The 22,270-nt window shown below is 62.6% G+C and carries 13 protein-coding genes; 3 read left to right on the top strand and 10 right to left on the bottom strand.

Translation table 11 applies throughout. The annotated features are described in order from the left end of the window. Positions 1-352: 352 nt before the first annotated feature. The 5 genes from AC3B8H_RS03145 to ppc all read right to left on the bottom strand — a co-directional run bounded on the left by AC3B8H_RS03145 (position 353) and on the right by ppc (position 9,105). Entirely contained in the window at positions 353-2,143 is a 1,791-nt protein-coding gene (locus AC3B8H_RS03145) for a TolC family protein (RefSeq protein WP_488440166.1), read from the bottom strand. Then, positions 2,140-3,450, bottom strand: a complete 1,311-nt coding sequence (locus AC3B8H_RS03150) for an HlyD family secretion protein (RefSeq protein WP_488440167.1) — start codon at positions 3,448-3,450, stop codon at positions 2,140-2,142. The genes AC3B8H_RS03145 and AC3B8H_RS03150 overlap by 4 nt, the downstream gene beginning before the upstream one ends. Further along, positions 3,434-5,479: an ATP-binding cassette domain-containing protein gene (locus tag AC3B8H_RS03155; protein WP_488440168.1), complete on the bottom strand. Its 2,046-nt coding sequence runs from the start codon at positions 5,477-5,479 to the stop codon at positions 3,434-3,436. Before AC3B8H_RS03155 ends, AC3B8H_RS03150 begins: the two co-directional genes overlap by 17 nt. 346 nt (positions 5,480-5,825) lie before the next feature. Continuing rightward, positions 5,826-6,272, bottom strand: a complete 447-nt coding sequence (locus tag AC3B8H_RS03160; RefSeq protein ID WP_488440169.1) for a hypothetical protein — start codon at positions 6,270-6,272, stop codon at positions 5,826-5,828. A gap of 46 nt (positions 6,273-6,318) precedes the next feature. Continuing rightward, positions 6,319-9,105, bottom strand: coding sequence for a phosphoenolpyruvate carboxylase (gene ppc, locus AC3B8H_RS03165; RefSeq protein ID WP_488440170.1), 2,787 nt, complete (start codon positions 9,103-9,105; stop codon positions 6,319-6,321). A 143-nt stretch (positions 9,106-9,248) separates the two neighbouring features. Between ppc and nhaR the strand changes: the two genes are divergently transcribed. Continuing rightward, on the top strand, positions 9,249-10,148 hold the full coding sequence (gene nhaR, locus AC3B8H_RS03170) for a transcriptional activator NhaR (protein WP_488440171.1): 900 nt from the start codon (positions 9,249-9,251) through the stop codon (positions 10,146-10,148). Positions 10,149-10,155: 7 nt separating this feature from the next. Here nhaR and AC3B8H_RS03175 read toward each other — a convergent pair whose 3' ends face one another. The 4 genes from AC3B8H_RS03175 to AC3B8H_RS03190 form a co-directional block, all read right to left on the bottom strand. After that, positions 10,156-11,274 carry an HD domain-containing phosphohydrolase gene (locus tag AC3B8H_RS03175; protein WP_488440172.1) on the bottom strand — a complete coding sequence of 373 codons (1,119 nt, stop codon included), beginning with the start codon at positions 11,272-11,274 and terminating at the stop codon, positions 10,156-10,158. Between the two features lie 9 nt (positions 11,275-11,283). After that, positions 11,284-15,345, bottom strand: coding sequence for a response regulator (locus AC3B8H_RS03180; RefSeq protein ID WP_488440173.1), 4,062 nt, complete (start codon positions 15,343-15,345; stop codon positions 11,284-11,286). Positions 15,346-15,380: 35 nt separating this feature from the next. Beyond that, positions 15,381-17,216 (bottom strand): HAMP domain-containing methyl-accepting chemotaxis protein, encoded by a 1,836-nt coding sequence (locus AC3B8H_RS03185; RefSeq protein ID WP_488440174.1) that lies wholly within the window; start codon positions 17,214-17,216, stop codon positions 15,381-15,383. A 174-nt stretch (positions 17,217-17,390) separates the two neighbouring features. Next, positions 17,391-19,280 (bottom strand): autotransporter domain-containing protein, encoded by a 1,890-nt coding sequence (locus AC3B8H_RS03190; RefSeq protein ID WP_488440182.1) that lies wholly within the window; start codon positions 19,278-19,280, stop codon positions 17,391-17,393. A gap of 200 nt (positions 19,281-19,480) precedes the next feature. On the opposite strand from AC3B8H_RS03190, the gene AC3B8H_RS03195 reads away from it, so the two are divergent. Next, positions 19,481-20,689 (top strand): glycosyltransferase, encoded by a 1,209-nt coding sequence (locus AC3B8H_RS03195; RefSeq protein WP_488440175.1) that lies wholly within the window; start codon positions 19,481-19,483, stop codon positions 20,687-20,689. On the opposite strand, the gene AC3B8H_RS03200 is transcribed toward AC3B8H_RS03195, so the two are convergent. Continuing rightward, complete coding sequence (locus AC3B8H_RS03200; RefSeq protein WP_488440176.1) at positions 20,677-21,114, bottom strand: hypothetical protein; 438 nt, start codon at positions 21,112-21,114, stop codon at positions 20,677-20,679. The genes AC3B8H_RS03195 and AC3B8H_RS03200 overlap by 13 nt on opposite strands. Before the next feature lie 130 nt (positions 21,115-21,244). Between AC3B8H_RS03200 and AC3B8H_RS03205 the strand changes: the two genes are divergently transcribed. After that, the gene (locus AC3B8H_RS03205) at positions 21,245-22,231 is read left to right on the top strand and encodes an AraC-like ligand-binding domain-containing protein (RefSeq protein WP_488440177.1); all 987 of its coding nucleotides are present in this window, start codon (positions 21,245-21,247) and stop codon (positions 22,229-22,231) included. The last annotated feature ends 39 nt before the right edge of the window (positions 22,232-22,270 follow it).

The raw sequence follows: 22,270 nt of genomic DNA on the forward strand, positions 1-22,270 counted from the left end.
TCGGCGATCGAAAACAAAAATTCGTCGGTGTCGAAGCGAAGTTCGGCGGCCCCGACATCCCAGACGGTTTGGCTGGCCAGTGCCGTATCGGCCAGGCCGAACCCGGCCATCGCCGCCAATCCCAGACATAGCTTGATGGTACGCTGCATGATGATTCCTCCCCAAGAATAAAAAAACGGCGACCGCGGCGAAATGCCCGGCCGGTGGCGGCAAGCGCCGCGATACCCTTATAGATCGAGGGGTAGTTTGCAAACTAAGCGGCAAAAGACGCGCTGCCACGATAGACCGATAGCGGGTCGCTGTAAACCCTGTTTTTTCCTTTTTGATGCGATTGGCGATCGCGCCGTCGAAGTCAGCGCGCCGCCGCCTGCTCGAAATCGACCCGGCTATGGCCGAGCACGGTACCGGTCGCGAAAGCCAGATCGACCAGCGCCACCTGGTAGTCGCCGACCGCCCTGACCTCGCGCAATTGCGCCTCGCCGAGCCGGGTCAGGGTTTCCAATACTTCGGTCATCGTACGCAAGCCTTCGCGAAACTGTTTCAATTCGGCGTCGTAATTCAAGCCGGCCAACAACACATTTTGGCGCGCGGCCAAGATGCGCCGCCAGTTCTGGCCCAGCACGTCCAGCGCGTCGTAAATCTCCCGGCGCACGCTGAGTTCGCGCAGTTGTTTGCTGGTCAAGCGTTGCAAGCGTTCCTGCACCGCCTTGTCCAGTCGGGCGCGGCGCAATTCGTTGCTCAACGGAATTTCCATCCGCAAGCCGACCGACCAGTCGGAATAGCGGCCGCTCAGGGTTTGATCGAACGCACCGCTGATCGAACCGGTATCGCGGCCAAGGCCGCCGTATTGGTAATCCAGCATGAACATCGGCAGGGTCTGGTTTTCCAGGTAATCGATTTTGGTGGCGTCGGCGGCCAGCTTCAATTCCAGTTCCAGCAATTCCAGCCGCCCGTCCAAGGCCCGCGCCGCCAACTGTTCACGATCGAAGCTGAATTCCAATAAGGTCGGCTCGGTTTCCGGAATCAACACAGTTGGCGAATCCAGATCGAGATTGGCGTCGTTCAGCAATAGCTTGAGCTGGCGCTGCCGGGTTTTCAGCGTGGTTTCGGCGACGATCAGCGTTTCCAGCCGCTCGGCGACGCCGATCTCGGCCCGATTGATTTCGACGGCGGCGGTCAAGCCCTCGCCGACCCGCTTTTTGACCATCGCCAGATTGCCGGCGGCATTTTCGTATTGCTGGCGGCGCACGTCCAACTCGCCCCAGGCAACGTACAGACTCCAATAGGCCCGCTCGACCGCCGCCAATACCCGAATCGCTTGCAAGCGGGTTTTCACATCGACCGCCTGTTGTTCGTAGCGGGCGATGCGAATGCCGGCCACGTTGTTGGCGATGCCAGCATCTCGCAGCAGCGGCTGGCTGATCGAAAAGCGCAGCGCGTTGCGGTATTGGTCGGAGGCCACGCCCCGATATTGCTTCTTGGCGTCGAACGGCGCGCTGAGGGTGACCTTGGCGCCGGTCCGCAACGGAATCACCACGCCGGCCTCCAGTTCCAGGCCTTCGGTGCGTTGGGCGATCGCGGTCAATTTATCGGTTTCGTTTTTCAGCGGCGAATCGGCGTCGCTGGGGGTAAAGGTCACGACATCCAGATTTTCGGCCGGGGTGTTCTTCTGGCCGTACTTGGCCTTGGCGAAGATCAAATCGTCGAATTTGGCCTGCTCCTCGCTGACCGCCAATTGCGCCAACTTGGGGTCGATTTGGGCGATTTTCAGATCCAGATTGTTTTCCAGCGCCAAACCGCGCACCGCCGCGATCGACAGGCGCCGGCTGGCGTCCGGCTCGGCGGCGGGACGGTCGGGCCGGGGCTGGGCCGGTTTGGCCGGCGCTTTCGGCAGATTGGTGATCAGCCGTTCCTTGAATTGCGGCAAGGCCTGCTCGACGGTTTGCGGCGGCGCGGCGGACAGCGCCGGCAAGTTCAATCCTTGATCGGATTGCAACCGATCCTCGACCCGTTTTGTCAGTTGGCGGTCCGGACTGGTATCGAAATAACCGGAACAGCCGCCGAGTGCAAGCAGCAATGCCAGACTCCGCGCCACCGGATTGACCGCCGAGAACAACGGATAACGATAAGGTCGCCTGATCATTTCAGCTTCTGCCTGACCAGATCGTTGACCGGCGCCTCGACGGTCAATTGCGGCGGAAACGCATTCAGCTGGCGCCACAACTCGTAGGCCATCGTCACCCGATTCAACAGTATCCAACCCTTGACTCGCACGCCTTGGCGCAGAAAACGCTCGCTGGGCCATTCGCGGTCGGCCGGGTCCGGTATCACCAGAACCCGGAATTTGCCCTTGCCGTCGTCGCTGGCGTCGACGAACGCGACGTTGCCGCCGAAGGTACCGACCGCCACTTCAGGCCAACCGGCAAATTGCAAGGCCGGCCAACCTTCGAATTGCAGGCGGGCGTGGCGGCCGGGCGTGATCAACGCGGCGTCGTTGCCGTCCACCCACAATTCGACGGCCTTGACGTCGCGGTCCGGCACCAGCGCCAACAGCGGATCGCCCTGGCGCACCAAGTCGCTTTGCGGATTGGCCAGCAGGCGCAACACGCTGCCGTCGCGCGGCGCGGTAATCGATTGCGATTGTTGGCGGGACAAATCGACTTCGGCCTTCAACAGGCTGGCGCGACCGTCCTCGAGTTCGCTTTGGGTTTTGTTGGCCGCCGCGCTGGCCGAATCGATACGGGCCTGGGCATCGGCGCGAATCCGACCGATCTCGGCTTCGGCGGCGCGCTGCTCGGCCAGCGCGCCTTCCAGGCTGGCTTGGGCGCTGTTCAGGCCGCGTCCGGCCACGACACCGTCGCGCTCGGCCAGTTCGAATTCGCGTTGCGACACCAGACCGTCGCCGAGCAAGCGTTGCAAACGCTCGCGCTGCAAACTGGCCGCGTCCAGCGTGGCGCGGGCCGAAGCGATGGCCTCGGCGGCGGCGCGGGCGCGCTGCTTGGCCACATCCAGCCGATACTGAGCGGTCGCCACCTGTAAGTCGCGGGTGGCTTGCAGATTGTCGAGCTGTAGCCGATAGGCGCGTAACTCGTCTTGCTTGGCGGCCAGTTTGGCGGCGGCCGCGTCGCGCTGGCTGGTCAGCCGCTCCAACAGTTGCGGATCGACATCGGCGATTTCCAGCAACACCTCGCCGGCCTTGACCTTGGCGCCTTCCTTGACATGCCAGGCGACGATCCGGCCGCCGACCGGCGCTTCGACGGTTTGTTGGCGCTCCAGTGGCGCGAAGGCCGAGACCCGGCCGCTGGCGTTGATGTTTTGCTGCCAAGGCGTCACCAACAACGCCGGCGGCGTCAGCACAAACAGCCAGACGCACGCCCGCGCCCAACGTCCGACGCTCCTCGGCGTATGCGCGGCCGCCAAGGCCGACAGCCGGTTATGCCATTCGTCCATTGTCCTCTCCTGCCCATTCGATCACCCGCGTCAGACCGCGCGCCACCGCCGGCACGCCGGTCGTCACGATCAAAGTCCACGGCGCAGCGTCGGCGCACAACGCGGCCAGCACCGCATCGCGCCATTCCTGGCTCATGTCGTCGAGCAAGCCGTCCACGATCAAAATGCCGGGCCGGCCGACCATCGCCCGGGCCAACAAGACCAAATGGCCTTGCGCGGCCGACAGCGGCGCGCCGCCCACCGTCAACTCGGTAGCCAGCGCGTCAACCGCCGCGTCGTAACCAAAACGGGTCCAACCCAAGCGCTCCAGAACCTGCCGGACCGCCTCGGCGTCGATGTCCGACCGGCCCAGCCGCACGTTTTCGAATAAGGTGTCCGCCACCCATTCCGGCCGCCCCACCAGCGCCAGCCGACCGCGCAAGGCCTCCAAGCGCAGCCGGCCCAATTCGACGCCGCCGATTTCGATATGGCCTGTGCCGGCCGGCCGCAAGCCGCACAGCAGTTCCGCCAAGGTGGTCTTGCCGGCGGCATGTCCGGCCAACAGCGCGACTTTTTCGCCGGCACCGATCGCGAAGCTCAAGTCGTTGAAAACCGGCCGGCGCTGGCCGTAGGCGAAGCCGAGCCCGGCCACATCCACCGCCAACGGGCCGGCCGCCGGCAAGGTTTCGCCGTCGCCGCGCTCCAGCGGCAAATCCAGCAAATGGCCGATCTTATCGGTCCCCGCCATCAGATCGTAAAAGCCTTCCAGATGCTTGCCGAACTTGATCAACGAGATCAAGGCCGACGACACGATCAATTCGGCGGCCACCAACTGGCCCAAGGTCAGATGGCCGTCGATGACCAAATAGCCGCCCAGCGCCAATAAACCGGTACTGGCGGCGGCGTACAAGACCAACGAGCCGATGATTTGGCGCAACAGCACTCGAAAATGGCCGCGTTTGGCGTCCAGATAGTTCAGCGACAACGCGTCGGTCCGTTTGATCGCCCAGCGCGGCCCGCCGGCGAATTTGAAAATCTGCTGATTGGCGGCGACGGTTTCCAGCCAGGCCACCAAGGCGTACTTGGCGATGGATTCGTCAATCGCGGTGCTCACGCCGCCCCGCCCCAACACGAACACGATCACGCCGATCAAAATCAGCAATACCACGTCGAAGGCCAACAAAAACGGATGATAAAACGCCAGCATCAGCAAGCCCACGCCGGTTTGCACCACGGTGCTCAAGCCGTCCAGCAACAAGGCCGAACCGGCCTTTTGCAAGGTCAGCACGTCGAAAAAGCGGTTCACCAATTCGGCGCCGTGGTGGGCATCGCCGGCCTCGCGCCGCACGCGCGGCAAGCGATGGGCCAAATCGCTGGCCAAGCGCACGAACACCCGGCGTTGGACGATTTCGACCAGATAGGCTTCCAGCACATGTACCGCGCCGGCGAAAGCCAGAAAGAAAAACAGAATGACCGCCAACACCAGCAGGGGTTGGCCCATGCCGCCCATCGCCACGGTGTTGACCAACGCTTGCACGGCGACCGGCGACGCCAGCGCCAGCAAGCCCGAACCCAGGGCCAGCCCCAACACCAGCCACAGATCGGGCAAATCCGCGCGCAGCAACTCCACCAAGCGCCGCCATGGTGGCAGATGGCCGTGGCCGTCGGGACTCACCGCATTGGCCAACGGCGCCTTGGCTTGCACCAGCAACCACTCGGCCGGCCGCTCGGCGTTCAGGCCCAACAAGGCGGCAACTTCGGCCGGCTCGATCAAGCGCTCTTCGACGGCGTCGCCGTGGATCAACGCGGCCCGCACCGAACCGGAGCGAAAGCCGTACAACACCAGCCAGCCGCCGCGCTCGGCCAATTCGATCAGCAGCGGGGTTTGCGGCGCCGAGGTTTCGGCGGCGGCGCTCGGCGTCAGCACCGCCGGCTCGAGGCGCAGGCCCAAGCGATAAGCGAGTTCGGTCAAATCCGCCGGCGCGTCCCGAACCGGCCCGGTTTCCGGTAACGCCAACAGTCGGCTGAGATATCCCTGTAAAGTCCGCATGGTTTCACGAATCCCGATGGATTGACGAATCGGCCGGCATCGGCCGCGTTAAAAGTGGTGGTATCGCCATCGCACTTCAAATTTTGGTTTTTTGACACCCTCCCTCCATCCCGACCGGGGAGTGTCGTAAAAGTCAAAACAGAACCCTGTCCTCGCGGGACTGGGCAGGGTGAGGGGATAAAAAATCAATGCGTTCCCGTGCAATTTCCCCCTCACCCCACCCCCTCTCCCGCAAGGAGAGGGGCTTTTACGACACTCCATCCAGGAAGGCGAGAGGCGGACTTGCCGAAATTTGAAGCGCGTAAGGCATGGTACCGCTATCTATCGAAAATCCAGATCGCGCCGCTCAAGTAAACATCAACAGCGTGGAGCCGAGCGCGCCGAACACCAAGGCCGAACGCGCCAAGGCCGGCCAGTAGGCCCGCCCCGCCGAGTAGGCCCGCCAGCGCGCCGTCCAATCGCGCCACCAAAGCAATCCCGCCCGATACGCGGCCCGGCCGGCCCGCCACGATCCGACGCCGATCGCGAGTACGCCCAGCCAAAATACCGTGATTTCGGCCTGGCGCGGCGACAAATCGAAGGCCGACTCCAGCCAGTGTTCCAACAGCCATTCGACGATTTCTATCGTCACGTGCAAGGCGTGGCCTATCATCGGCAACAGGGTATCGCCGAAACCGAGCAAAATTAGCGCGCCGGCGCCCCAAGCCAAACGCCGGCCGCCGTAGCGGCGTTTGGCGGCCGCATAGGCGTTGGCACAGGCGCCGATAGACCCGTTCACGATTTCGTTAATCATGATCCCTCCCAAACGACGGTTGCGGCGCCGGCCTGCCGCCGCGAAATTAGCCGGTGTTGCGCATGCCGGCGGCGATCGCGTTGATCGTGCGCAACAGCGGATTCAGCCAAGGGCTGTCGCCGGCGCCGGCATCGTCTTCCCGCACCTTGCGCAACAGGCAGACTTGCAAAAAATTCAGCGGGCCCAGGTAGGCGTCGCGGCGGCGCAGCGAATCGGCCAAGCCGGGATTGTCGGCCAACAGCCGCTCGATTTGCGCCACATCCAGCACCCAGTCCACGCAACGCTGGTACTCGCCGGCGATCAAAGCGTACACGCGTTTGCCGGTTTCCGGGTCCACGCACAAGCCGGCGTATTCCCGCGCCAGTTCCATGTCCGACTTGCTCAAGGCCATCTGGGCGTTGCTGAGCAGATTGCGGAAAAACGGCCAGTCGCGGTACATGGCCCGCAGTTGCTCCAACCGCTCGCTACGACCGGCGCACCAGGTCGAAACGCTGAGGCCGATGCCGTACCAGGCCGGGAAGGTTTGCCGCGACTGCGCCCAGGCAAATACCCAACCGATGGCCCGCACCGATTCCTTGGAGCGGTCCTGTTTCTTGCGGTGCGACGGCCGCGAACCGATGTTCAAGCGGCCGATTTCGCCGACCGGCGTCGATTCGTAGAAATAATCCAGAAAACCCGGCGTACGCTCGGTCAAATCCCGGTAGCTTTGTTCGCCGATCCGCGCCAATTCGTCCATCACCGCCAGATTTTCCGGGTTATCCGGCGCGACCGGCTGCACCAGGCTGGCGCTGGCCTTCAACAGCCCGGTCACGCCCATCGTCAGCTCGTAGATCGCGGTTTCCATGTTGTTGTAGCGATAGAACAGCACTTCGCCCTGCTCGGTAAATTTGATCTGGCCGCGCACCGTATCGGCCGGCTGCGCCAAAATCGCTTCGTGGGTCGGACCGCCGCCGCGCCCGACCGTGCCGCCGCGGCCGTGAAACAAACGGCAGCGGATGCCGCGCCGGTCGCAAATATCGACGATGCGGCGCTGGGCCCGGTACAAGCCCCAGGCCGAGGCCAGAATGCCGCCGTCCTTGCAGGAGTCGGAATAACCCAGCATGATTTCCTGGCGGCGGCCGGAGGCCTTCAGCAAGGTCAGATAGGTCGGCGAATCGAACAAGTCGTTCAACACTTCCTCGATCCGGTTCAAGTCGTCAATCGTCTCGAACAGCGGGCTGACCCCGATGTTGCAATACCAGTGGCCGCGAATCCGGCCGACCAAACCGCACTGGGCGGCCAGCAACATCACTTCCAAGACGTGGCTGGCGTGGTGCGTCATCGAAATCACGTATTCGCCAAAGCAGTCCGGACCGATTTCGCGCCGGCTGCTGGCCATCACCTCGAACAAGGCCAGGGTTTCGCGGGTCGCCGACGGCAGCGCGCCCGCGTCGAACATCAAGCCGCCCGGCGCGGCGATTGCCTCGCCGAGCAGTTGCAGACGCTCTTGCTCGCTCATCGCCCGGTAATCGACGCCCAAGGCCGCGCCGAGAATATCGGCGACCGCCTCGCTGTGCCGAGTCGATTCCTGGCGCACATCCAGATGCATCAAATGAAAGCCGAAGGTATCGGCGAGGCGGATCAAGTCATGCAATTCCAGTTCTGCGATATTGGCGTCACCATGGTTGCGCAGCGATCGGTCGATCACGCGCAGATCGCGCAGAAATTCGCCGACGCTGGGATAAGCATGGCAGTCGGCCGCTTCCGTGTCGCCGCGCAAGCGCCGGGCAATGCGCTCCAGACCCTGTTCTAGCCGGTATTTGACGATAGTCAATTTGTGGCGATAGGGTTCTTGCAGATAAGGCCGCGCCAATTCGGCGACCGCCGGCCCCAATGCGGTGCGGTCGGCCTCCAGGCTGGCGCTGAATTCGCCGGTCAGTTCGCACAAGCCGTAGGAATGCGACAACTGGCCGCGCAACGCATCGATACGCCGCGCGTACTCCATCAGGATCGCTTGCGCTTGCAGCCGCAACGCCAACACCGTGGTTTCCGGAGTGACGTTGGGATTGCCGTCGCGGTCGCCGCCGATCCACGACCCGAATTTCAGGAAACTGGGAACCCGCGCGCTGGCGGCGGCCTCGGCGCCGTAAACGTCCGCCATCGATTCCTCGAAGTTGCGGTAAACCTTGATGGTCGCCTCGAACAGCGACAGCGGAAAATAAAACAGGCCGGTATCGATTTCGTCGACCACGCCGGGCTTGCGGCCGCGCACTTCATCGGTGCGCAACAGTAGCTGAATTTGCGCCTGCAAGCGCTCCAATGCCGCCTTGCGGGCCGGGCCCTGCCGGCTGCCGTCGATCTGCTCGTGGGTCAAAAACAGATTGCGCAGCGCGCCCTTGACGGTACGGCGCTTGGCCTCGGTCGGATGGGCGGTCATCACCGGCAGGTACAACAAGTCCGCCAGCAGGGTTTGCACTTGTTCGGCGCCGATGCCGGATTCCTTGAAGGTGCATAAGGTGTCGTGGAACGAGCCCGGCCAGAAATGCCCGGTCTGGCGCTGGCGGCGCTGACCCAGCGAATGCGACTCCTCGGCGATGCTCAACAGGCTGAAATATTGGTTGAACACCCTGACCACCTGGCCGATTTGGTCGGCGTCCAATCGCTCGACGACATCCTGCAAGGGCTTGCGCCGGGCCGGCGTGTTGTCGCGCATCAGCGCGGCAAAGCGGCGCTGCAATTGCGCGACGGATTCCTCCACATCGCGTTGGCCCTGGTGTTTCAAGACTCTGGTCAGCATCGAACTCAGCAAACGAATCGAGCGGCGCAGTGGTTTGTCGTCGGTATATTTAGTCACTTAAGTCTCCATCATGGTCAGCGGTTACCGCATCAGTCAGCAAAAAGCGGGCCGGCCACTTTGCGAATAGCGTAACGCCTGTCATTGGCATTGTTAAATAGAAAGATTAGAATGAATTCATCGAAAATTTCTATGTTAATGCCATGCAGGAACGCATCAATTACCAACACTTGTATTATTTTTGGCACGTGGCCCGGGAGGCCAGCATCACCCGCGCCTGCGAAAAACTACATCTGGCTCAGCCGACCGTCAGCGGCCAGCTGGCGGTGTTCGAACAAGCCATCGGCGATAAGTTGTTCTACAAAAGCGGCCGCAAATTGCTGCTGACCGATACCGGCCGGCTGGTGTTTCACTACGCGGACGAGATTTTTACGCTGGGCCGGGAGCTGACCAACACCTTGAAGGGCCTGCCGACCGGGCGAGCCTGGCGCTTGACGGTCGGCGTCTCCGACGCCTTGCCCAAATTGGCGGTGTACCGGCTGATCGAACCGGTTTTCCGCTTGCCGGAGCCGGTCCAGATTCATTGCTACGAAGACAAGGCCGACCGGTTGCTGGCCGAAATTGCCGTGCAAGGCCTGGATTTGGTACTGTCGGACACGCCGCTGACCCCGGCCAGCGGCGCCAAGGCCTTCAACCACTTGCTCGGCGAATGCGATGTCAGCGTGTTCGGCAGTCCCGGCTTGGCGGCGACTTATCGCGACCGCTTTCCGCGTTCGCTGACCGGCGCGCCGTTCTTGCTGCCGACCGGCAATACCGCGCTGCGGCGCTCGCTGGACTCATGGTTCGACGCCAACGGCATTAGTCCCAACATTCAGGCTGAAATCGAAGACAGCGCGCTGCTGAAGACTTTCGGCGCCGGCGGTGCCGGCCTGTTCGTCGCGCCGAGCGCGGTGGCCGGCGAAATTTGCCGGCAATACGGCGTCGAAGCGTTGGGCCGGATCGAAACGGTGCTGGAACGTTTTTACGCGATCACGCTGCGCCGCAAGCAACAACACCCGGCCGTCACCGCGATCCTCGACCACGCCAGGGACGGCTGGCTGTGACGGCGGCTTATTCGGCATCCCGGTAATGTTCGGCTATCGCCTCGAAACGGCCGGCCAACGCGGTCATCGCATCGGTGACGTCCGGATCGAACTGGCTGCCGCGCCCCTCCCAAATCAGCTTGACCGATTCGGCGTGGCTGAAGGCCGGCTTGTAAACCCGCCTGGTGGTTAGCGCATCGTAAACGTCGGCGACCGACATCAACCGGGCGCTGATCGGAATGCTATCGCCGCGCAAACCGCGCGGATAGCCATTGCCGTCCCAACGTTCATGATGGCAATAGGCAATATCCGCCGCGCATTCCAGGAAGGTCCCCTCGCCGTCGCCGAATTCTCGGGCGGCCGATACGATCGCGTCGCGGCCGGCCTCGCAATGGCGTTTCATGATCACCCATTCGGCATCGGTCAATTTGCCGGGTTTAAGCAACACCGCGTCCGGAATCGCCACCTTGCCGATGTCGTGCAGCGGCGCGGTTTTGTACATCAACTCGATGGTTTCGTCGTTCAAATAGGCTCGAAAGCGCGGGTGGCCGCGCAAGGCCTCGCCCAGTTCGCGCACGTAATTTTGGGTGCGGCGGATGTGATTGCCGGTTTCGTTGTCGCGGACCTCCGCCAGCGCGCAAAACGCCGAGATCACCGAGCCTTGGGCCGCGATCAATTGCCGATTGCGCTGCAATAATTCCTCGGTGCGCTCGGCCACCAACTGTTCCAGATTTTCGTTGTGACGGCGCAGTTCCCGCGTGGTGTCGGCCAAGGCCAGATGATTGCGCACCCTGGCCAACACCACCGGCGGCGACACCGGCTTGTGGATGAAATCGGCCGCCCCCAGCGACAAACCGTATTCCTCGTCGACCGGACTGTCCAGACTGGTCAGGAAAATCACCGGAATATCCCGGGTCGCGGCATCGTCCTGCAAGCGCCGGCAAACTTGGTAACCGTCGATACCCGGCATCACCACATCCAACAATACCAAGTTCGGCGGGCATCGGCCGACCAACTCCAACGCCTCGGCACCGTTGGTCGCGAAACTGGTCGCATAGTGTTTACCCAGGATATGGTCCAGCAACTCGATATTGCTCAGCGAATCGTCGACAATCAAGACCCGTTGAGCCTTGCTATGCTCGTTCATGTTCAACTCCTATGGTGCCCGGCCTTCGCCGAGTTTGGTCAGTTCGGCCAATGCGGCGTCGTAACGTAGTTGTTTAACCGCCTGGACAACCGCGGCGAATTTTTCCGCCAAGTTGGGATCGTCTATCGTGACTTCCAACTCATCAACCAGCCGACGAGCCTCCAAACTTTTACTCTTCAGCTGCTGTTCGAGCAGCGCCAAACGCGGCCAAAACTCGCCGGCCCCACCACCACCCGGCGCCGTTCGGACAACGGCGGCGCCATCGAGTGCCAGCGCGGCCAGACGCGCCGTCATCAACTCGCATTCGCTCGCCAGGCTTGCCGCCAATTCGGCCCAGTTTTGGGCGCCGACGGTTTTCAGCAAGCGTCCCAAGCGATCGGCCGGACCGGCGATGCTGTCCAGCCCTAAATTGCCGGCCTCGCCTTTGAGATTGTGGACCAGTTGATAGAGCGCTTCATGATCGCCGGCGCCGGCCAAGCGCCGAATGTGCGCGCCGGCTTCGCCTTGACGCTCGGCGAAGCGCGCCAGCAAGCGCCGGTAGAATGCCGGATCGCCACCCATCCGCCGCAACGCCACCCCGACCGAAACACCCGGCAGGGCCCGAGCCAATCCGGCGATTTCAGCTTCACTATCGACCGCGACCGGCGCTTCGGCGATCGCGGCCGGCTCCGGTTCCGGCGCCGACGGCGCCCGCTCGCCGTTCCGATTGACCCAGCGCGCCAGCACTTCGGCGAGTTCTTGCGGTTCGACCGGCTTGGCGATGTGGCCGTTCATGCCGGCCGCCGCGCAAGCCTGGCGATCTTGCGCCATCGCGGCAGCCGTCATCGCGATGATGGGTAACTGCCGGCACTCCTCCAGCGCCCGAATCCGCCGCGCCGCTTCCAAGCCGTCCATGACCGGCATGTGCAAATCCATCAACACCGCGTCGAAACGCTGGCGCTGCACCAAATCGACCGCCTCCAGACCGTTGTTGGCCAGTTCCACCGACAATCCGCTTTTTATCAGAAATTCTCTGGCCACTTGCTGATTGAGCTCATTATCCTCAACCAACAGAATTCGAGCGCCGCGCATGCCATCCAACAACACCCGGCTGGTTTCGAACACGTCGGCGGCCGGTGACACCGCGACGTGCTCCTGGCGTTGCAGACTCATCAGCACGTCGAACATTTCCGACGGCGTTACCGGCTTGCCGACGATGGCATCCACCAAACCGCCGTCAGCCGCTTCGGCCAGCTCTTCCCGGCCGAAGCCGGTCACCATCACCGTAATCGGCGGGCGATTGTCCGGCTTCAGTTCAGCCACGGCCCGCGCGAATTCCAAGCCATTCATCGCCGGCATTTTCCAATCCAGGACCAACAACTCGTAGGGCTGGCCGTCGCGTTCGGCCTCTTCGAAAAACCGCAACCCGGCGGCGCCGGAATCGGCGGTCGTCACCTGAAACCCCCAACTTTGCAGCATCGTCCGCAAAATCAACAACGAGGTTTCCTGGTCGTCGACCACCAGCGTCCGCATCGCCCGCAAATCGTGCAAGCCGCGACCGAGCTTGGCTTGCCGTTTTTGCGGGTCCGGCAAGCCCAACCACACGGTAAAGACGAAAGTACTGCCCCGCCCCGGCTCGCTGGACAATGCAATGCGGCCGCGCATCATCTCGACCAGCCGTTTGCAGATCGTCAGGCCCAGGCCGGTTCCGCCGAAGCGGCGAGTGATACCGGCCTCGGCCTGCACGAAGGGCCGGAACAATCGATTGGCCTGATCGGCGGTCAAGCCGATCCCGGTATCGCGGACCGCGAAGCGCAAGCACACCCCGTCGGCGGTCATTTCTTTTTGCTCGACTTTCAGATGCACTTCGCCGCGCTCGGTAAACTTGATGGCGTTGCCGACCAGATTGTCGACAACCTGGCTCAGCCGCAACGGATCGCCGACCAGCCACTCCGGGACATCCGGCGCCATGTCGATAAACAATTCGATGCCTTTCTCCTCGGCCCGGAACGAGAACAGATCGGCGGTGGCGCGCAAAATATCTTCCAAACAAAAATCGACCGCCTCGATGTCGATCCGGCCCGCTTCGATTTTCGAGTAATCCAGTATGTCGTTGAGTATGCCCAGCAAAGCCTGCGACGCATTCAAGACCTTGCCCAGATAGTCCCGCTGCTGCTGGCTGAGCTCGGTATCCAGCGCCAGCCGGGTCAAGCCGATGATGGCGTTCATCGGGGTACGGATTTCGTGGCTCATGTTGGCCAGAAAGTCGGACTTGGCCCGGTTGGCATCGTCGGCCAGTTTGCGGGCTTCCAGCAGTTCGGCGGTGCGCTCGTCGACCAACCGTTCCAGATGATCCCGATAGTGCGCCAATTCCTCTTCGTTGCGTTTGCGGTCGGTGACATCCATCCGGATCCCCAGCACGCGCCCGACCACGCCGCTCTCGCCGCGTTCGACGTTGAACGCCTTGACGCTCAGCCAGCGGTATTCGCCGTCGGCGTGGCGCATCCGCGCCTCGTAAGAGTAGGCGCTGGCTTGCTTGGCCAACACGCTGTTGATTTTGCCGGCCACCATCGCCCTATCGTCCGGATGCAACCGCTCCAGCCATTCGTCGCGTTCGCCCGGACCTTCCTTGGGCGGATAACCCAGCATGCTGTAGTAAATCGGCGAAACCACGAAACGGTCTCTGGCCACATCCCAGTCGAAAATGCCGATTTGGGCGGCTTCCAGCGTCAGCCGCAGGCGTTCCTCGGACATTCGCAATTTTTCCTCTGTTTGCTTGCGATCGGTAATATCCAGCGTAAAACCGTTGACGACGCCGTTGGCGTCCGCCCTGGCCGATAGCGAAAACCACTTGGTATGTCCGCTGGCCAACACGGCCCGGGTTTCGAATTCGCGAACCTCCCGGTCGGGTTCCAAGACTTGGCAAAGGTGGGTGGAGTCGGCAAAACGGAATTCGGCCCCGCCGTAAGTTGCCATGAAATCTTCGACCGACTCGCAATCGAACTGCCTGGCCATCGTCAGGTTGGCGAACAGGTGTTTGCCCCGGTTGTCGCACTGGAAGACCCCGATCGGCGCGTTTTCGACGATATACCGGTATTTTTTTTCGTTACTTTGCCACTTCAGCAGGCTGTAACGGGCCATCAGCATTAATTTCAACGACAACAACGCGATCACCAAACCGGCGGCGCCGTACCAACGCAGATGCTCGTACCATTCGGCCAGATAATCCTGTTCGGCGATGGCCGCCAGCACAAACAGCGGATAGCGGCCCACCCGCCGGAAGCTGTAGAGGCGCTTAACGCCGTCGGCGGGGCTAATCTCGACGTAGTTGCCGCGATCGCTGCCGCGCGCGACAAAACCCAGCACCGGATGATCCGGCAAGGGCTGCCCAGTATCTTCGGTCAAGATGGGGTGCCGGGCCAGCAAGCGCATCGCCTCGTCGCGCAGCACCACCGCACCGTGTTCGCCCAAATCCAGCGTCGAGTAAAACTGTTCGAAGGAACTCAACAGCGTTACCGCGTTGACAATGCCGGCAAAACGGCCGTCCGGGCCATTGATGCGCCGGGTCAGCGAGATTTTCCGCAGCCCCAGCGTCTTGGAAACCTGCGGCGGCGAGATCGACAAACCGAGGCCGGGGTCGGCCCGGTGGCGTTGGAAATAGTCGCGATCCGCGACGCTGATCGGCGGCTGGCCGTCGAGCGAACTGTAAAGGCAATTGCCATCGGCATCGAACACCTGAATCGCTCCGGTCTCGATGATGGCCGCATCATTGAGCTTGGCGGCCTTGTCCTTCAACAACCGATGCAGTTCCAGCGCGCGTTCGCTCCGGTCGCCCGGACGCGCCTGCATATCGCCGGCCCGCAGATGGCTCTGGACGTCGAACAAGATCAAGTCGATTTTTTGAACGGTCGCCAGCGCATGCCCTTCCAGCACCATCGCGATGTTTTCGGTTTCGACCCTGGCATGGGCGATGCGCTGCAGTTTTTCCTGCCACAGGCTAAAGCCCATTAATACCGCGAAGCCGACCACGCCGACCAATCCGGCCAAACTCGCCGTACCCAGGGAGAAGCGATTGAAAAATCGTGACTTCATCAACTTTCCCGACGATTCAAAATCAGCGGCTCCGGTCAAAAACGTTTGAATCGCCCCTTGGCCGGACTGGCGCGAACGATTTTTTCCGGAGGAAGGTCAACCGGTTCTCCAATGTCGAAAAACCGCATCAATTCCAACAATTGGTCGGTTTGGCCGGTCATGCCGCCGGCGGTGGCGGCCAACTGCTCGCTGGCCGAGGCGTTTTGTTGGGTCGCCTGGTTCATTTGCGACATCGCCGCGTTGATCTGGCTGACGCCGATCGATTGCTCGCGCGAGGCGGCGGCAATTTCGCGAATCAATTCCGAGGTTTTGGCAATGCTCGGCACGATATGGTCCAACAAATTCCCGGCGCTTTCGGCGGTTTCGACGCTGGTTTCGGCCAGTTTGCCGATTTCCCGAGCCGCGACTTGACTGCGCTCGGCCAACTTGCGCACTTCCGCCGCCACCACCGCGAAGCCCTTGCCGTGGTCGCCGGCCCGCGCGGCCTCGATCGCCGCGTTCAAGGCCAGCATATTGGTTTGGTAGGCAATATCGTCGATGATGCCGATCTTGGCGGCGATTTGCTGCATCGCCGTCACGGTTTGCCGGACCGCCGCGCCGCCGGTCGCCGCCTCTTGCGCGGCCTCGCCGGCCATGCCGTCGGTAATCCTGGCGTTATCGGCATTCTGTTCGATGCTGGCCGCCATTTGCTCGATGCTGGCACTGGTCTGTTCCGCCCCGCTGGCTTGCTGGCTGGCGGCGCTGGCCAAGGCTTGCGAGGTGGCGTCGATCTGCTCGGCGGCGTTACGCAACGCGTCGGCCGCCAGCATCACTTGGCCGATGGTTTCCGCCAGGCGGTTGATGGTGTTGTTGACGGTATTTTTAAAGTTCAGGAATTGGCCGCGATAATCGCCGTCCAGCGTATGCGTCAATTTGCCGCGTTCGACCTCTTCCAGAACCGCGATCGCGGCGCTGACCGGCACGACAATCGCTTCCAGAGTCCGATTGATACCGGCGACAATATTGCGATAGGCACCGCGATGTCGATCCGCGTCGGCTCTGACCTCCAGTCTCCCGTCGGAAACCGCGCCCACCAACAGTTCGGTATCGGCCACCATGGCCCCCAGACTCAGCCGGACGCTTTCCATCGCCTTCAGCAATTGCCCGGTTTCCTCGGTGCGTTCGGTTTTCAGCTCGAAATTCAAATCGCCGTCGGCCATGCGCCGCGCCGCCTCCAGCGTGGGACGCAGCGATTCGGCGATATGGCGCGGAAACACCCAGACGAAGGCCAACGCCAACGCCAATCCCACCGACAGCGCCGCTAGCGATACCCGGACGCTGAATGCCACGTCCGCGCTGGCGGCCGCGCGCAAATGGTCGGCTTGGGCATTGACCGACTCGGTCAATTCATTAATGACCGCCCTGGCCTTTTCGAAATCGGCCTCGCCTTTTTGATAAGCAGCGGGCTTACCGGTCAATGCCGAGGCGATATTGGCTTGGCTTTGCTTGACCCAGGCCTGAAAGGAAGAATCGAAGCGGGCTTCGTACTGGCCGGCGTTCGCCAGGTCGGTCAACGCCAGAAACTTGTCGAAGCGGGCTCGGGCCTGTTGCAGATTCTCGGCGTGAAAGGCCTTGAGCTTTTCGGCCGCCGCGCTATCCAGGCCGGGCGCTTGCAGGGTCCGCTCCGCCAGCATGGCCTGGTACATGTCGCGGTCGCTTTCCAGCAGGACCGCCAGCGCCGGCAGTTCAACCTCGCCCAGGCGCCGGGTGTGATCGCCCAGCTTCAACAAATAGTGATAGCCCAGCGCGGCCACCACCACCAACACCAAGGACATCAATGCAATGGGAATCGCGGTTTTCACCCGAATCGACAAGTTCGCAAAACTTTCCATTTTTCCTCCTGGAAGGCTAGTGGCCGATTCGCAAAAAAAAGGCCGAGTGAAGAAAGCATAGACCCGAATCGATCCCACTTAATGAATGGGTTCGCGCCGAGCTCACCAAGTGGCATGGCGCCCAGCCGGCGCTATTCCCCAAGAAACAACCGGGAACCGGCAAAACCCGGGTGCTTAAAACGGAATCCTGGCGCCAAGCTCGACGGTATGATCGGAAATATAGGCTTGGCCGGCCCGATATTCGTAACGCAGAAAGCCGGCCCGCCCCTCCGGCAAGCTCAGCGCCAGCGAGCCGCCCAAATTGAAATAGTCCCGGTCCGGGTTCTCGGTGGCGACGCTAAACGAACCGGTGCCGGCCGCCGCTTGGCTGAAGCGGGCCCGAATCGCGCGGCTGTCGTTCATATATTGGTGCACCCATTCGAAACGAGCCCCCGGCGTCAACACCCCCCAGGCGGTGCTGACCGATTGGCTGGCTTGCGCGCCTATCGTCGATGTGACCGACTCCATGGACTGACGGTCATAGGTCAAACCCAGACCGTCGCCGCCGGTTTCCTGATAAGCGTCGACTTGGGTGTTGATGTACTCCCAACGCAGGTAGGGGTTGAGCACAAAACTGTCGATGGCAACATCCTTGCCCAGGCCCAGACTGATGCCGTACTGATCGCCGTTGACCGAACTGCGCGCCAGGGTATCGATGTCGCTTAAATTCAAGCGCCGGTCCATTTCGAACGCGTGCAACGCATAGCTCATAATCCAATCGACATAAAAGTCGGCCGGCAGAAAGTAGCTGCCGTAGGACGAAAACTCGTAAGCGTCGTTGGCCATTTTGCCGCTGTTGCGGTGGTAATCGGTGTTGGCGCCGCCGTAGCCGAACGAGGCGCCCAATACGAAATCGTCGGTAAAACGGTAATCGACGCCGAGCGTGACCGCCTTGCGGTCCACCTTGTAACCCTGCTCCTTGTAGCTGGCGTTACGCTGACCGACGTTGAATTGACCCTTGATGAAAACACCCAGCGGACTGTCCCGAAACGGATCTTCGGCCGGGTCGTCGCCGGCCGCGCCGCCGCGCGCCGGACTCAGCGCCGCCAGCAACGCCTTGCCGACCGGTAGGGTTTCGCCGTTGATGTTGATCGTCGAATACCCGAGCAAGGTCGAACCTTGCTGACCCGTGTTTCGTAAATTGACGATGCGACCATGAATGATCGAAAACTGTTTGAATCCGAAGTCGATCGCGGCGGCGCCTTGGGCCGCCACTTCGTCCGGGATCACTTGGTTCAAATCGTTGTTGGTGATGGTCTCGCAACGCGCCGCCAACGCGCCGCTGGCGTTTTCGCAAGCGGCGGTCAAGCCGCCGTAGATGGCTTGTTGGTTAGGCGAAAAGCGCGGATCGTCGGTCAGATTGGGCGTCGGATTCGGGGTTGGATCAGGCGTCGGCGTCGGATCGGGCGTCGGATTCGGGGTTGGATCGGGTGTCGGCGCTGGGTCGGGGGTCGGGGTTGGGTCGGGCGTTGGCGTAGGATCGGGGGGCGGAGTTGGCGCGACGTCGTTATCGGCGATCGAAATCGTGGCGCCGGAGCCGACATTGATCGAACCGTCGCAGTCTGGCTGGTACTGCAAGGCCAGGCTGATTGTCTCGGTACTCTCAACCTCGCTATCGTCGTTGATGTTGACCACGACGGTCGCCGAGCTGTTGTCATTCGCATCCACGCTGAATTCCCCGCCGGAGATGGTGAAATCGCTAGCCGCGCTGGCACTTCCGCCATTGGCGGAAACGACGCCGGAAACGAAACAACTGCCGTAATCGCTCCGGCCCAACGCCAAGTTGACGGTAACCTCAACGCTGCCACTCGCCTCGTCGACACTGTAACTGGTTGGGGAGAAGTCGAGCGTGTAAGCTTCGACCGCCGGCGGCGCCGAAGCCAACGCGGCAAAGGCCGCTAAAATGAGCGGCTTGGACGCGACATTGCGCGGCTCGAGCACACTGAACGGGTACGCGGGTTTACAAGGCGCCGGACCGGCGGCGGGGATAGCGGCGCTATCCAGGCTTGCCAAGGGTAATAACATCACGAGATGACACGGGAAAAAATGACAGCGTTAAAGATAGCCGTTAGGCAGCGTTCTGTGAATGGTTCGGCGGCAAATCCGCACCGGCGAGCGAAATCCGCATCTTGCCGGGAGATGCCGGAGCGAACGGCCTCAAACGCATCGCAAACCGCGCAATCGTGGGCCGGCTCCGGTGTTTCCGGCCCAGCGGCCGGTCCGCGATGAGCCGAATTCTGTATTGCTGGGAGCTGGGCGCCGGTTACGGCCATATCGCCGCCTTCCTGCCGGTGGCGAGGCACTTGCGACAGGCAGGGCACGAGGTGATCTTTGTGCTGAAAAATCTGCAATTCGCCGACGCGCTGCTCGGCGACGACGCTTTCGGCTATTTGCAGGCACCGGTGCATTGGCCTGACGGTCGGCCGTTACCGGCGGCGCTGAATTACGCCGGGATTCTGGCCAACACCGGCTACACCGACCCGGCCGCCCTCCACGGCCGGGCCAGCGCTTGGCGCGCCCTGTTTGGACACCTGACACCCGACTTGTTGGTGTTCGACCACGCGCCGACCGCGCAATTGGCCGCGCGCGGCCTGCCGTTGACCGGGGCGCTGTTCGGCGGCGGCTTTCAAATTCCGCCGGCGAGCCAGCCCTTGCCGGCAATACGCCCCTGGCTGCCGACCTCGCAACGCGAGTTGGCCGACATCGAAGCCCGGGTGCTGGCCGGCGCCAACGCCGTCGCGGCTAGGCTGGCGGCACCGGCGATGCGGACCTTGGCGGATTTGTTCGAGACCGCCGAAACGTTTTTGTGTACTTGGCCGGAGCTGGACGCCTATCCGCAACGCGGCGCCGCCCGATATTGGGGCCCGGCCGTGCATCCGACCGCCGGCACGGAACCGCGCTGGCCGACCGGCGCGGAACCCAAGCTGTTCGGATATTTGCGCCCGGAATACCCTGCGCTGGACTCGTTAGTGCGAGCGCTAACAGCCAGCGGCTGGTCGTGTCTGCTGCATATTCCCGGCGCGTCCGCTGCCTTTGCCGACCAATACGCCGGCGCCAATCTACATATTTGCGCTCGGCCGCTAAGTCTGGCGGCGGCGCTAGGCACTTGCGCTCTGGCCATCCACCACGGTGGTGCCGCTACCGGGGCGGCGGCTCTGCTGGCCGGCAAACCGCAACTGGTCTTGCCGATGCAGGTCGAGCAAGCCATCAACGCCCGCCGCATCGCCGAAATCGGTGCCGGCATCCAAGTGCCGGCCGAAACCGTCAAACCGAATTTCCGCGCCCTGCTGAAGGACCTGAGCACTCGGTCGAATTACGCCGCCGCGGCCGAGGCCTTCGCGGCGAAATACGCCGGATTCGCGCCGGACAGTCAGGCGCAAGCCGTCGCCGAACGCTGTTTGGCGCTGATCGCGGCCCGGCGTCAAGCCGGCTGAGCAGCGTGTCTGACCGCCGCCCAGGCCGCTCGGCCAAAACCGAAACTGGTCGTGACGATGCTGGCGAAGGTATACAGCTTAAACACCGCGACCGCCGCGCCGGTCGCGGCGGGGTCGTCGAGCGTTGGAAACATCGCCATCAACAAAAATAGGCTGGAGTTGGTGAACGCGCCGATCACCATGGCCCAACAGGCGACGGGCGGCAGCGGGAAGCGAGCGCCGTAAAAGCCCAACAGCAACGCGCTCATCAATAAAAAGTCGAGATGTGCCTGCAGCAAGCGGGCCGGCTTGCCGGGGAATACGGCCTGGATCGGCGCCAACTCGAAATGCAGGCCGACCAGACACCAGGCCATCAGCAGCGCGACCAGCAGCCAGCAGCCCGCGCCTTTCAGCAACAGGGGATTCGGATTCGATAACGGATTCATTGCGGACCTCGTGTAAAAAACCTCATGCTAGCGCGGCGGGGTCGGGTCCGCTTGTCCGAATCGGCGCCGACGCTTGACCAAAACGGCGCTTCAGCCAATATTATGTTTCGCCCGCCAGCCCGGACCCACCATGACCACCCGCATTGACGACCGGCCCATCCGCGCCGACTTTTTTTCGACCGAGACCGTCGCGCCGCCGCGTCGGCAGGCTTGGCTGCGCGAAGTGATCGGCCGCGAATACGCCAGAGTGGATATCGAGCCGCCCACCGATCAGCCCTTGTTCAACGAAATGACGATACATCACTGGTCCGATCTGCGCCTGTCGGCGATCCGCTCCAACCCGCTGGCGCTGCGCAGCCTGCCCGGCGAACCGGATTCCGCCAATCAGGACGCCTATTTCGCGGTACTACTGCTGGACGGCCGCTACCGCTTGCGCCAGCAGGGCCGCGAAGCCTTTCCACGGGTCGGCGACTGGACCTTGTACGACGCCACCCAAGCCCACCGCATCGACTGCCCGGACCGTTTCGCCAAGCTGCTGGTGGCGATCCCCCGGCCGTTGTTGCGGGCCCGCCTGCCCGGCGTCGAACATTGCACCGCGCTGTGTCTGCCGGGCGATCGAGGACTGGCCGCCGTCGCCGGCACGCTGGTCCGGAGCGCATTGGCGCAAGCCGTCACGCTGAAGCCCGGCGACACCGCGCTGATCGCCGAGCAGATCCAGGATTTGTTGGTCCGGGCTTTCGCGGAACTGCGGCCGGCTCGCTTCGAATTGTCCGCCGGCCGCGCCGCCGCGCTGGACCGCGCCAAACGCCACGTCGAATCCCGTTTGGCCGATCCCGAGCTGAACGCGGCCCGCTTGGCCCGCGAACTGGGACTATCGGCCCGTTACTTGAACGACTTATTCGGCGCCGAAAACACCTCGCTGATGCGCTACGTGCGCGAGCGCCGCTTGGCGCGTTGCGCGGCCGAATTGCGCGCCGGCCCGCCCGCTCGCGGCAACCTGACCGCGCTGGCGCTACGTTGGGGCTTTAACGATATGGCCCACTTCAGCCGGGTCTTTAAACAACGCTACGCCTGTCCGCCGCGCGATTATCCACCCGGCGCCGGCGATGAAGTCTAACCTTCACCGGCGCGGCTTCCGCCATTCACCCGCGATTTT

The sequence above is a fragment of the Methylomonas sp. BG-2 genome, assembly GCF_057766305.1.